Source organism: Campylobacter iguaniorum (assembly GCF_000736415.1).
In the GTDB taxonomy this organism is placed as follows: Bacteria; Campylobacterota; Campylobacteria; order Campylobacterales; family Campylobacteraceae; genus Campylobacter; species Campylobacter iguaniorum.
The window spans coordinates 1,243,583-1,255,660 of sequence record NZ_CP009043.1; the positions used below are offsets into that span (position 1 = coordinate 1,243,583).

The 12,078-nt window shown below is 35.8% G+C and carries 13 protein-coding genes and 1 tRNA gene; 3 read left to right on the forward strand and 11 right to left on the reverse strand.

The genetic code is table 11. The annotated features are described in order from the left end of the window. Positions 1 to 76 precede the first annotated feature (76 nt). Genes CIG1485E_RS06245 through CIG1485E_RS06280 form a run of 8 tightly spaced genes read right to left on the reverse strand, consistent with a single transcriptional unit; the run spans position 77 to position 7,027 of the window. Positions 77 to 298 carry a DNA-directed RNA polymerase subunit omega gene (locus CIG1485E_RS06245; RefSeq protein WP_038454694.1) on the reverse strand — a complete coding sequence of 74 codons (222 nt, stop codon included), beginning with the start codon at positions 296 to 298 and terminating at the stop codon, positions 77 to 79. A gap of 12 nt (positions 299 to 310) precedes the next feature. Beyond that, the gene (gene pyrH, locus CIG1485E_RS06250) at positions 311 to 1,027 is read right to left on the reverse strand and encodes a UMP kinase (RefSeq protein ID WP_038454695.1); all 717 of its coding nucleotides are present in this window, start codon (positions 1,025 to 1,027) and stop codon (positions 311 to 313) included. Positions 1,028 to 1,082: 55 nt separating this feature from the next. Then, positions 1,083 to 2,276, reverse strand: a complete 1,194-nt coding sequence (locus CIG1485E_RS06255) for a murein hydrolase activator EnvC family protein (protein WP_038454697.1) — start codon at positions 2,274 to 2,276, stop codon at positions 1,083 to 1,085. Next, positions 2,273 to 3,085 carry an FtsX-like permease family protein gene (locus CIG1485E_RS06260; protein ID WP_038454698.1) on the reverse strand — a complete coding sequence of 271 codons (813 nt, stop codon included), beginning with the start codon at positions 3,083 to 3,085 and terminating at the stop codon, positions 2,273 to 2,275. Before CIG1485E_RS06260 ends, CIG1485E_RS06255 begins: the two co-directional genes overlap by 4 nt. Next, entirely contained in the window at positions 3,072 to 3,743 is a 672-nt protein-coding gene (locus CIG1485E_RS06265) for a cell division ATP-binding protein FtsE (protein ID WP_038455666.1), read from the reverse strand. Before CIG1485E_RS06265 ends, CIG1485E_RS06260 begins: the two co-directional genes overlap by 14 nt. After that, a complete protein-coding gene (trmB, locus tag CIG1485E_RS06270) occupies positions 3,728 to 4,903 on the reverse strand; it encodes a tRNA (guanosine(46)-N7)-methyltransferase TrmB (protein WP_038454700.1) in 1,176 nt (391 codons plus the stop codon). Before trmB ends, CIG1485E_RS06265 begins: the two co-directional genes overlap by 16 nt. Then, positions 4,903 to 6,120, reverse strand: a complete 1,218-nt coding sequence (locus CIG1485E_RS06275) for a fibronectin type III domain-containing protein (protein ID WP_038454701.1) — start codon at positions 6,118 to 6,120, stop codon at positions 4,903 to 4,905. The genes trmB and CIG1485E_RS06275 overlap by 1 nt, the downstream gene beginning before the upstream one ends. Next, positions 6,041 to 7,027 (reverse strand): RluA family pseudouridine synthase, encoded by a 987-nt coding sequence (locus CIG1485E_RS06280; protein WP_081867146.1) that lies wholly within the window; start codon positions 7,025 to 7,027, stop codon positions 6,041 to 6,043. Before CIG1485E_RS06280 ends, CIG1485E_RS06275 begins: the two co-directional genes overlap by 80 nt. 50 nt (positions 7,028 to 7,077) lie before the next feature. Between CIG1485E_RS06280 and CIG1485E_RS06285 the strand changes: the two genes are divergently transcribed. Beyond that, the gene (locus CIG1485E_RS06285; RefSeq protein ID WP_038454704.1) at positions 7,078 to 8,184 is read left to right on the forward strand and encodes an FtsW/RodA/SpoVE family cell cycle protein; all 1,107 of its coding nucleotides are present in this window, start codon (positions 7,078 to 7,080) and stop codon (positions 8,182 to 8,184) included. Here CIG1485E_RS06285 and CIG1485E_RS06290 read toward each other — a convergent pair. From CIG1485E_RS06290 to putP, 3 genes are all read right to left on the reverse strand, one after another. Continuing rightward, on the reverse strand, positions 8,181 to 8,735 hold the full coding sequence (locus CIG1485E_RS06290) for an SCO family protein (RefSeq protein WP_038454706.1): 555 nt from the start codon (positions 8,733 to 8,735) through the stop codon (positions 8,181 to 8,183). The two genes, CIG1485E_RS06285 and CIG1485E_RS06290, sit on opposite strands and share 4 nt — an antisense overlap. A gap of 119 nt (positions 8,736 to 8,854) precedes the next feature. Beyond that, positions 8,855 to 8,931 (reverse strand) — tRNA-Ile (locus CIG1485E_RS06295). A gap of 87 nt (positions 8,932 to 9,018) precedes the next feature. Continuing rightward, on the reverse strand, positions 9,019 to 10,527 hold the full coding sequence (gene putP, locus CIG1485E_RS06300) for a sodium/proline symporter PutP (RefSeq protein WP_038455668.1): 1,509 nt from the start codon (positions 10,525 to 10,527) through the stop codon (positions 9,019 to 9,021). Positions 10,528 to 10,644: 117 nt separating this feature from the next. Here putP and CIG1485E_RS06305 point away from each other — a divergent pair, with 117 nt between their 5' ends. Together CIG1485E_RS06305 and CIG1485E_RS06310 are read left to right on the forward strand one after the other, a co-directional pair. Continuing rightward, entirely contained in the window at positions 10,645 to 11,355 is a 711-nt protein-coding gene (locus CIG1485E_RS06305; protein WP_038455670.1) for an amino acid ABC transporter permease, read from the forward strand. Further along, positions 11,348 to 12,076, forward strand: a complete 729-nt coding sequence (locus CIG1485E_RS06310) for an amino acid ABC transporter ATP-binding protein (protein WP_038454707.1) — start codon at positions 11,348 to 11,350, stop codon at positions 12,074 to 12,076. The genes CIG1485E_RS06305 and CIG1485E_RS06310 overlap by 8 nt, the downstream gene beginning before the upstream one ends. The last annotated feature ends 2 nt before the right edge of the window (positions 12,077 to 12,078 follow it).

Genomic DNA, 12,078 nt, shown 5'->3' on the forward strand with positions numbered 1-12,078 from the left:
ATATAGAATATCTTTTGCAGATTCTATATTTTTACAAGCAACAACGTTTTCGATTAATTGTTCTAATATCTCTTCACTATCTATTTGATTCAATTAAAGCCTCTAAAACAACTTTTCCAGCTGCAATCTCACGAAGTGCAATATCTGTAAATTTCATTTTTGGGTTACTAAGAGTGATGAGCGGAGTAGCTCCTTCAGCTAAAGCCTCTGCTCTTTTTGCAACTAGCAAGGCTAGTTTATATCTATCATTATCGACTGCATTCAGTGCTTTTGCTGCTATTTCTTCTGTTCTTTGCATAATTTCTCCTTATTAATTTTTAACTATTGAGCAATTTGAGTGATCGCCATTTATGATTTTTAGTAAGTTGCCCTCTTCAAACATATTGCATACTACTATTGGAAGTTTATTGTCTTTGGCTAGAGCTATAGCAGTATCATCCATAACCTTAATATTATCAGCCATTGCTCTTTCATAGCTTAGTTCGTTTAGTAAAACTGCATCGGTAAATTTCATTGGATCTTTGTCATACACGCCATTTACTTTAGTAGCTTTTATAATCATATTCGCATTTATCTCAATAGCTCTTAAAGTAGCAGCAGTATCAGTAGTAAAAAATGGATTTCCAGTTCCAGCAGCAAATATCACGACGCGACCTTTTTCTAAATGACGTTGCGCTCTACCGACTATGAAAGTTTCGCATATAGCTTCCATTTTTATAGCACTTTGGACCCTAACGCTGAGTCCGCTATACTCCAAAGCCTCTCTCATAGCTATAGCGTTTATTACAGTTGCAAGCATACCCATGTGATCGCCACTTGTGCGTTTGATGATACCGTCTTTTGCGGCGCTTACTCCACGTATGATATTGCCACCACCGATGACGATACCTACTTCAATACCGTTTGTAACTAAGCCTTTTATTTGCTCTGCTATAAATTTTAAAATACCAGTTTCTATACCAAAGCCATTACCGCCAGCAAGTGCTTCGCCTGAGAATTTGACTAAAACCCTTTTTTTATCGCTCATAATTATCTCCTAAAAATTGCTAATTATATCTAATAAACTCTTTAATCTTTTTTAACTATCTAAGGCTAATCATCTCAAGTGGATCTATGTGATAACTTTTTTGCGTGACTTCAAAGGTCAAATCTTGATTTACTCTGCCTATAACATAACCTTTTTTGACCTTGCTACCGACTTTTATGGTTGGTGCTATTTTGTTTAAATGAGCGTATATGGTGTGGATTCCATTTGTATTTTCTATGATTATTACCTTTTCTAAAATCGCAGTATCTTTAGCAAAAACAACAGTTCCAGGAAGCACACTTTTTACCTTTGCGTCAAGTTCGTTTGAGCGAAGCACGACCGATTCGTTGAAAATTTTAATATTATAAATCGGATCGACGTAATCTCCAAATTTTTGCTTTACACTAAAATTATCAAGTGGAGCTATGGTTTTTTCGCCATTATACTTTTTTACATTGCTTGTTTGATAGCTTGAGCCAATTTGCTTTATATCGCCTTTTGAAGCTATATTTGGAGCTTTTGCTGGTGTTTTTTGACTCTCTTTTTTGGCTAGAATTTGAAGTTGTTCTAGTGTTTTTCTAAGTTCATCTTGTTGATCTTGGATTTTTGCTAGTTTTTTAGAGTAGATTCCCTTATCTTGCTTTAGATCGGCTAGATTTCTTGTCTGCTTATTTTGGAGTTCTTTGAGTTTTGCTTGTTTTTGTTTGAATTCTCTTAGACTAAATTTGATTGTCTCTATCTTGTCTGATTGGCTTTTTATCAAATTTACGGTGCTTTCATAGTTTTTAGCAATCTTTTTAAACTCATCTCGCATAACCAAATTTAGCTTATCTAAAACTTCATTTGCGATGATGCTCTCTTCGCTCTCAAGATACTCATTTGGAGCTATAAGATCATAGGCGAAGTCCTCGCTGATGATTTTAATGAGCCTTTGCTCCATGTTTTTTTGGTCTTTTATAAGATTGCCATTTTGGCTAGTGAGCTTATCTAGCTCGCTGTTCGCGTCTTTTGCGCTATCCTCAAGCTCACCGACTTGTTTAGCTAGTTCATCTATTTGAGATGCTGTGTTTTTGACACTTTGTTCGCCTTTTATGATGTCGCTTGCTAGCTCTTCAAGCTTTTTGTTTAGCTGAGTTTCTAGCTTTTTGGCCGACTCAAGTGTCTCTTTTTTGTCTTGGATTTTTTCTTTTACACTAGCGCCAAAAACGCAAACTAACGCCAACGACAAAATAGCAAAAAACTTTATCATTTTGCCTCTTGGGATTTTATCATCACCAGACTTACTGCGATTATAGATACGATTATTGAAGCACCAAATAAAATCGCGCAGTCATTTATCAAATCTAAATTTGGTATCTCAAATCCAGCGCTAAATGCAGCGTCTTGAAATACAGCAACGCTTGGCAAAAACATATATATCACGCCAACTATCATTGTGGCAATTATGCTGTCTATTATAGAAAGCTTGTAAAGCATGGCTGATTTGAGCCAGTATGGAGCGCCAAAAAGAGTCATGATCTCAACTCTTCTTTTATGCTCGTAAAGCCAAATTTTCATCTGCTTAAATATCAAAACTATTCCCATTATGGCGATTAAAATCACAAAATATTCAAATATCCATTTTGCCAAGATTAGGATTTTGTAAATTTTATTATGCGTTTTTGAAAACGTTTCTACCTTTTTGACGCCATCTATCTTTAGAAGTCGCTCTTCTATCTTAGTCATATATGACGAGCTTGGCAAGGCGTTTAGCTTGAGTGAATAAAACTTTGGCAAGGCGTTGCTTAGCACGGTTAAATTTCTAGCTGAAATATCCTCTTTTAGTCTATCTAAAACGCTTTTTGTATTTAATGGTATAAGCTCTTTAAATGTGTCTATACTGTCTTTTACAAGTGTTGCATTTAGGTCATCGTTTGAAACTATTATTATATTGTAGTCACTTCCCATGGCCGATTCATAGTTTAGGACTATTTTATTTACCATTAGGCTAAACTCAACACTAAAAAGCAAAACCACAAGCGGAAAAATCACGCCTATGTGACTTTTAAAAGACCTCATTTATCTCTCCATTACTTAGCTCAAAATGACGATACGCTATCCTTAGGCTAGAAGGGATTTTGTGAGTTACGACAACCACGCAAGTCCCAAGCCCCTCTCTAGCTGATTTCAAAAGCGACCAAATAACATCGCTTGAATACTCATCCAAGCTTCCAGTTGGCTCATCGCAAAGCAAGAGCTGAGGATTGTGAGCCAAGGCTCTAGCCATAGCGACTCTTTGTTGCTCGCCACCACTTAGCTCAAGTGGAAATTTATCTGCTTTGTGGAGCAAATTTACGTGTTTTAGTAGTTTGGCTGCTTGTTTTTGGCAAACTGAGCTGTTAAAACCTTTGATGATGAGAGGCAGCATCACGTTTCTTTCTACGCTCCACTCATTTATAAGTCTAAAATCTTGAAAGATTATGCCAAGCCTTTGTCTAAGAGTAGCAAGATTTGATTTTGTTATGGAGTTTAGCTCACTTAGGCATACATTTAAGCTTCCGCTACTTATGTCTATATCGCCATACATGGATTTTAGCAGTGTTGATTTGCCGCTTCCGCTTTTGCCTGTGATAAATACAAAATCATTTACATTTATGCTGAAATTTGCACTATTTATGACATTTTGATGCCTGTCATAGCATATTGTTAGATTTCTTGCTTCTACGATATTTTGCAAGTTAAATACTCCCTCAAGCACTCATGAGCTTTTAAATTTTCACTAGTCAAAAGCGGTTTTTTGATAAAATAATTAGCCTCATTTGGCGTGATTAAAATATAGCAATGCTCAGGTCTATAAAACGAGCCAAAGGCCACTCTTATAAGCAAGTCGCCATTTTCTTTTTTGTATAATCTTTCAACGTGTAAGAAATAGTCATCACCTTTGAAAATTTTGTTTTCAAATTTAGCCGCCACTAGCTCTTTGTCGATATTTCCAAACTCAAAATCGCCTTTTAAGCTTTGCTTTGGTGAGTCTAATTCATTTGTAAAAATCATATCATAAATATTTTTATTTTGCCTTACCCATCTATCTTCATATTTACTAGAAACTTCTAAAAATCTATCTTTGTAAATTTGGATTTGAGCGTCTGGCAAATTTAAAAAATGGCCAATCGTAAAATCAGTATATCCCCTATCGTCGCTTCTAAGCTCAAATTTAGCACCTACTGCCAAAATCCTTTGCACTTCTTTGGCAAATGAAGCGCTCACCACGCGCCTTTTTTCTGACTTTTCCCAAGGAATTGGAAAATGCAAAAAGACTTTTTCTATGGAATTTGACTCAATAAGAGACAAAACAAGCCTTGCGTCTAAATTTAGCAGGGCGATATTTTTGAGATTTTGGTCTTTTGCTAGGTTATTTACTTGCTCGCAAGATGGCTTATAAACCTCAATTCCCACGACCAAAACTTCTGGATTGTTTCTTGCTTGATACAAAAGATGTCGCCCACTACCAAAGCCGATTTCCACAAAAATACGCTTAAATTTGGTCGTTTGAAGCAGATCCAAAAACTGCACGTCGCTAAGTATAAACTCTTTGGCTTGGAGCTGTTTTTCATTTTTAATAGCTATGGCTTGTGATTTAACCGCATTTACATTCAAATCACGAAAGCTTATCAAAGCCTTTTGCAAAACCCCAAGTCTAGCTGGACGAGTTAGCTTTTCGCCTTTGATGACGTAATTATCTTTTTTGCCTTTTACAGTTATGAAAAACTCGCAATCCTTAGCCATTGTGTAGATGAGATTTTCTTCACCAGCTTTTGCACTCCACAAAAACTGAGCTTCATCATTGCCAAATGGATACTCAAGATTCTTTAAACTAGTTGCAATAAAATTTGGCATTATTTAGCTACTACAACTGCTTTTTTTGAATCAAGTGAGTTGATTCCATAATCATCTACGCCGACAATTTTATAAGTGTATTCCATATTTAGCTGGATATTTGAGTCGCTGTAGCTAGTGCCAACGATATCGCTTATAACCTCATCACCAGCCGAGCTTGACTTTGTGATAGTGTATTTCACGCTTCTTGCGTCGCTTCCACCCTCCCAAGAAAGATCAACGCCTATGCCATTAAATGTAGCACCAGTGATTATAGGTGCTTTTGGATAGCCAAGAGTTGAGCCAACTATGCTGGTTTGTTGCTTTGGACTTTCTAGTCCATCTTTATCCACGGCTGTGATTTTGTAGTATCTTTGAGCACCGTTTTCGTTTATCAAGTCATCATAAGTAGTAGCAGATGTTTCAGTAACTTTTATAAGTGGAAAAATATCATTTGATGCACGGTAAATGTTGTAATGAGCAAAATCCTCATTCATATTTGCATCCCAATTTAGCGTAATTTTTTTAGGTAAATTTGTAGTTGCTTGGACGTTTGTTACTAAATTTGGTAAAGCTTTTGTTTGGGCTGAGATAACTTCGCTTGGTTTTGATACTATTCCATCTAAAGTTTTTACTAAAATTCTATATCTATAGTGATGATTTGAATCAAGTCCGTCGTCGATATACTCGGCATTTAATCTGCCTTTTACTTCAGCTATTTGATACCATTTGTCACTTGATATGTCGTTTCTTTCTATAAGATATGACGCTACTCTGCTATCAGGATGTGGACGCCAAAGTATCTTTACTCTTTTTGGTAAACCATATATTGCTTGAGTGAATGAAACTGATTCTATAAGCTTTGTTGTTGAGGCATTCACGATATCGCCACGATCTGAGACATTGCCGTTTTTATCATATGTTCTAAGCTCGTATTTATACTCAGTTGATGGGATAAGCCCAGTATCTACGTAATGAGTAGCGAATCTATCTTTGATTTTTGCTATTTGATTCATTTGTGCGTTGTCGTTTGGATTTGATCTATAAAGATAATATCCACTTACCCTCTCATCGCTTATTGGATTCCACTCAAAGGCTATCTGAGTCATATCGCTGATAGTTCTTAAATCTGTGATAGCAGGAAGTGTTGGATCAGTCTTAGCTGGAGAGCTTGGCGCACAACCACTTATCACAATCATCAAAGCTAGAGCTGACAAACTTAGGATTAATTTTTTCATCTAAAATCTCCTTATCTATTTTTTTATTTAAAATTTCATAAAAATCACTTGGAAGCGGGGATATAAACTGCATCGCTTGTTTTGTTTTTGGGTGAATTAAATTCAGCATATAAGCATGCAACATAACACGTTTTATTTTATCATCCTTGCTCTTAAAACCATATAAATTATCACCCAGAATGTGACGATTTAAGCTAGATAGATGAACTCTGATCTGATGAGTTCTACCTGTAAAAAGCTTAGCTGCTATTAAATTTACACCATCATAATTTATAATATTTGCAAAGGCCGATTTGGCGTGTCTGCCATTTGGTATAATAGCTTTTTTTAGGCGATTTTGCTCATTTCTGCCTATTGGTTTGTCTATGATTAAGTTTTCTTTAAGCGGTAAATCACAAAGCGCTAGATAAACTCTTCCCATACTTTTATCTACCAGTTGAGCGCAGAGTGCGGCGTGTGTGGCGTTGTTTTTTGCCACGACCAAAGCCCCACTAGTCCCACGATCTAGCCTATGGACGATGCCAGCTCTGATCTCGCCATTTATGGTTGAGAGAGTATAGTTTTTGGATTTGAGCCATTCTACAAGCGTGGCTTCTTTGACGCTTGGAGCTGGATGAGTTACTAAATTTGCCGGTTTATCAAGCACCAAAATATCATCATCTTCATATAAAATTTTTACATCGAAATCAACGTTAAATTTGCTCACTTCATCTTCTTTTGCTTCTGGAAAAATAACTTTTATATTATCACCCAAATTTAGCTTAAAAGATGGTTTTGAAACTACTTTATCATTTATAAAAATATTTGAGCTTTTTATGAGTTCACTTATTTGATTTCTTGAAATTTGAAGCTCTAAAGATAGAATCTGATCTAGTCTTCCGCAGCTACTTGAAGTAAATTCATGCAACATTAATCCTTTTTTAGTATAATTTTACCAAATTTTTCTTAGGTTTAAATTTGATAAGATTAGATAAGCGTATTTTGACGCACTTCGACTTCGTGCAGCCGATTTTAATTTTGCCAGTCATATTCATCTCATACTCTTTGGTTTCAGAAGCTAGTGACATGCTAGCAAACAAACAACTAGTGTATTTTGGCATTGGACTGCTTGCCTTTGTATTTTTCTTTTTGCTTCCGATACGAAAAATGGAGTGGCTGATACCTACAGTTTATTGGATAAATATCATACTTTTATTTAGCGTAGATATATTTGGGGTTAGCAAACTTGGGGCTCAAAGATGGCTTGAAATACCTTTTGTGCATTTCACACTCCAGCCAAGCGAAATCATGAAACCAGCTTTTATACTCATGCTTGCATATTTAATCAAAAAAAACCCGCCAGATATCGACGGATACAACTTCAAGCAGTTTTTAAAAATAAGCTTTTATATAATTTTACCATTTATTTTGATATTAAAAGAGCCAGATCTTGGGACTGCGCTTTTGCTTATCATCACAGGATATGGGATACTTTTTATAGTTGGTGTAAATAAAAAGATATGGATAAGCCTGATTGTAGCGATGTTTGTAGCTACGCCAATCTTATATGAGAGTTTGCACGACTACCAAAAAAAGCGAATAACTGACTTTATCAGTGAAGATCCAAGCTATCAAGTCAAGCAATCTATCATAGCAATAGGAAACGGTGGAATTACTGGCAAAAAAGCAGATGAAGCCACTCAGACTAAATTTAAGTTCCTGCCAATAGCAACTAGCGATTTTATCTTTGCTTATACTATAGAAAGATATGGATTTATCGGCGGTATGAGCTTAATACTTTTGTATGGATTTTTGATAGCGCATCTACTTAGCATGAATTACAAGCTAAAGAGTGATTTTTTTGCTAAAAGCGTTACTAGCGGAATTGCGATTTTGATATTTATATATGTTAGCGTAAATATATTTATGACTATTGGATTTGCTCCTGTTGTGGGAATCCCTTTGCCGTTTTATAGTTATGGTGGAAGTAGTTTTGTAACATTCATGTGCTTGTTTGGAATATTACAAAACCTACTTACATTTAGATTTGATCCAACCTATAGATTTGTAAAAATCAAATTTTAGTGATTTTTAATGAGGTTTTCAATCTCTTTTTTGACATTTTCATAAGTCAAATTTGAAACCTCTTTTACAAATCTACCTTTTTTGTCAAAAAGATATATAGAAGAGCTATGCGCTACTGAATACTTCATAACAGAGTCTTTCAAATCAACTATTTGGTATTTGACACCATAGCTTTTTGTTACTCTATCTAGTTCCTTATCATCAAATCTAAGGCAAGTTGAGTTTGGATAAAAATACTTGGCAAACTCATCGCAAGTCTTCACATCATCTCTTTTGATATCTAAAGTAGCAAATAGTATCTTCACGTCTTTGTATTTTAGATCATCTAAAGCAGTGGCAACCAAAGTAAGAGTAGTAGGACAGACATCTGGACAAAACACATAGCCAAAATATGCTATTTTGTATTCTCCATCAAAACTTTTCATTGTGACTGGACCATTTATGCTATCACCTTTGAAGTCGTACTTCATCAATTTTAGCTGATGATTAACAAGCAAAAACACGCCAGACGCAACCAATATAAGAACAATTACAAGAAAAAACTTTTTCACAATAATCCTTTTCTTTTAATTTGCTTGGTATTTTATCATAAAAAAGACAATATAAGAAATAGGCTATGCGAAATAAAAAGTCTAAAATAAATGTAAATTTGGGATTAAAAATATGTAAGTGGTGGGTTCACCAGGACTCGAACCTGGGACCATCCGGTTATGAGCCGGATGCTCTAACCAACTGAGCTATGAACCCACTTGAATTGAAGTTCGAATTATATAAATTTTTTACTTAAAAAATACTTAATAACCCAAACTTCAACAAAGCCAAATAGGAAGCAAACTAGTTTTTATTTTTTGCTTCCATTTTTTGAAATTCATCTTGAATAACACTCAAATTTGGCTCGCTATTCATCTTTTGGATCATTACATTGTATTTGTTTACCAAAGCTATTGCAATACTAGCAAAGACAAACCCAGGAAGCAACTCATAAACAACGCCACTTAACCCAAAAACTATCCATAAAAGTACAGTTGTTCCACCAACAAGCATTCCCACAAGAGCTGAAAGTGCGCTCATATGACGAGAATAAAGGCTAAAAAGTAGCACCGGGCCAAAGCTCGCGCCAAATCCAGCCCAAGCGTTTCCTACCACGCCAAGGACTGTATCAGTAGAGTTAAAGGCTATAATTGTCGCGATCAAAGCTACGACAACTACGGCAAATCTACCTACTTTTACTTGAGTTTTATCACTGACTTCTTTTTTGTAAAATGCAAATATAAAATCCCTTGTCACCGAACTAGCACTAACCAAAAGCTGGCTTGAAATAGTACTCATAATAGCTGCTAAAACAGCTGAAATAATAACTCCAACTATAAAAGGATGAAACAATGTATCGCCAAGCTTCAAAAAGACAGTTTCAGGGTCGCTTAAAGGAGCTCCGATTTGGTTGAAATACACATAGCCTATAAGTCCGCTAAGCATAGCGCCAATCAGTCCTAAAACCATCCAAGAAATCCCTATTCTTCTAGCACTGTCTAGCTCTTTGGAGCTTCTTATAGCCATAAATCTTACTATGATATGAGGCTGACCAAAGTATCCAAGCCCCCACGCCATAAGCCCTAAAACACCTAAAAATGTCTGACCAGCAAATAAATTTAGATGCTCTTTAGAGTCATTTGCACTATATTTTGCAATCTCACCAAAAAAGCTACTACCCTCTGGAATGTTTAAGCTCAAAAATCCAACTACAGGTATTAGCACAAGCACAAAAAGCATAAGCGTACCTTGAAAAGCATCAGTCAAACAAACCGCCTTAAATCCACCAAAAAATGTATAAAATACAACTATACAAAGCGTAAATATCGCTCCATAGTAAAAGTCAATCCCAAAAAAGCTTCCAAAAGTCTTGCCACCAGCTATGATACCACTACTTACATAGAGCGTGAAGAATATCAAAATAAATACGCCAGAAACCACTCTTAAAACCTTTGTTTTATCCTTGAAACGGTTTTCTAAAAAATCTGGAATCGTGATACTATCGCTAGCTACTTCGGTATATATCCTAATTCTTTTTGCAAGGAATTTGTAATTCGCCCACGCTCCAATGCTTAGCCCAATTGCTATCCACGCATTTGCGATACCACTAAGATACAAAGCTCCAGGAAGCCCAAGAAGCATCCATCCGCTCATATCACTAGCTCCAGCGCTAAGTGCTGTCATGATAGGCCCAAGACTTCTATTATCTAGCAAATACTCATTTAAATTTGACTTTTTATTGTATGAAAGTCTTCCGATAATAAGCAAAATACCAAAATATAGTCCAATAGCCAAATATGTGCTAAAACTCATCATTTAACCCCTATTTTGTAAATTTTGCTGATTGTATCAAATTTAAGTTTAAAGACATATATTTTTTTGTATAATTTTACCTTACTCAAAATATATAAAGGGCGCGTATTGACACGAATTTTCGATGAAAGATTCTTTAAAATTTTATTCTTTGTAGTTATCGTAACAGTGGGCTTATGCTACACTTATCCTGCCGAGCTTACATCAGCTCAAAAAAACGCTTACGTAAATTCATATCTCACAACTCTTGGGCTTACATTTGGCGGTATTGTCATAGGTATAGTTTTAGGATTTATACTTGCTTTTTTGAAGTTTTTAAACATAAAAGTTTTATCATTTTTAATAGATGAATATATAGACATCATTAGAGGCACGCCTGTTCTTTTGCAACTCATGATATTTGCTTTTGTTATACTAGCCACACTTAGCGACAACTTTTACGCAGCCGTTATCGCTCTTGGGCTAAATAGCTCAGCTTACGTAGCTGAAATAGTAAGAAGCGGTATCAATAGCGTGGATCGCGGTCAAATGGAAGCAGCTCGTGCAATGGGGCTAAGCTACAGCGTATCAATGCGTCAAATCGTCTTCCCGCAAGCCATTAAAAACATTCTCCCAGCTCTTGCAAATGAGTTTATAAGCCTTTTTAAAGAGACTTCAGTCGTAGGACTTATAGGGATTTTTGACTTAACCATGCAAAGCAAAAGCTTGCAGGCCGTGCTATTTACTCCAGAGCCGATTTTGTTTGCTGGAGTTATATATTATGTAAGCGTTAAATTCTTTTCATTGCTTGCAAAACTACTAGAAAATAGGCTAAATAAAAATGATTAAAATAGAAAATTTAACTAAAAATTATGGTGATTTGAAAGTCCTAAATAGCATAAGCACTCATATCACAAAAGGTGAAGTCGTAGCCATAATAGGACCAAGTGGTGGCGGAAAAAGCACATTTTTACGCTGTATAAACCGCCTTGAAGAGCCAACAAGCGGGCATATTTTTATAAACGGCAAAGACATACTTGACAAAAAAACAGATATAAATCAAATTCGCCAAAAGGTCTCTATGGTGTTTCAGCATTTTAACCTTTTTGCCAACAAAACCGTTTTAGAAAATCTAACCCTAGCCCCAGTCCAAACTGGCATTTGCGACCTAAAAACTGCGAAAGAAATCGCATTTGAGCTATTAGAAAAAGTAGGATTAAAAGACAAAGCTGGAGCATATCCTCACAAGCTCAGTGGCGGTCAAAAACAACGCATCGCCATAGCTAGAAGCCTTGCTTTAAAGCCAGATATTATACTTTTTGATGAGCCAACAAGTGCGCTTGATCCTGAGATGATTGGCGAGGTTCTTGGTATCATGAAAGACGTGGCAAAAGAGGGGCTAACAATGCTTGTCGTGACGCACGAAATGGGCTTTGCAAGAAACGTAGCAAATAGAATATTTTTTATGGATAAAGGCGTGATAGCAGTCGATGATAGCCCAAAAAATCTTTTTGAAAACTGCACCCACCCAAGACTAAATGAGTTTTTAAACAAAGTATTAAATCACTAAAA

Bases quoted from the DNA above. Each gene is read 5' to 3' on its own strand.
- CIG1485E_RS06255 (WP_038454697.1), bottom strand. From the start codon at position 2,276: ATGATAAAGTTTTTTGCTATTTTGTCGTTGGCGTTAGTTTGCGTTTTT.
- CIG1485E_RS06310 (WP_038454707.1), top strand. From the start codon at position 11,348: ATGATTAAAATAGAAAATTTAACTAAAAATTATGGTGATTTGAAAGTC.
- pyrH (WP_038454695.1), bottom strand. From the start codon at position 1,027: ATGAGCGATAAAAAAAGGGTTTTAGTCAAATTCTCAGGCGAAGCACTT.
- trmB (WP_038454700.1), bottom strand. From the start codon at position 4,903: ATGCCAAATTTTATTGCAACTAGTTTAAAGAATCTTGAGTATCCATTT.
- CIG1485E_RS06275 (WP_038454701.1), bottom strand. From the start codon at position 6,120: ATGAAAAAATTAATCCTAAGTTTGTCAGCTCTAGCTTTGATGATTGTG.
- CIG1485E_RS06260 (WP_038454698.1), bottom strand. From the start codon at position 3,085: ATGAGGTCTTTTAAAAGTCACATAGGCGTGATTTTTCCGCTTGTGGTT.
- CIG1485E_RS06245 (WP_038454694.1), bottom strand. From the start codon at position 298: ATGCAAAGAACAGAAGAAATAGCAGCAAAAGCACTGAATGCAGTCGAT.
- putP (WP_038455668.1), bottom strand. From the start codon at position 10,527: ATGAGTTTTAGCACATATTTGGCTATTGGACTATATTTTGGTATTTTG.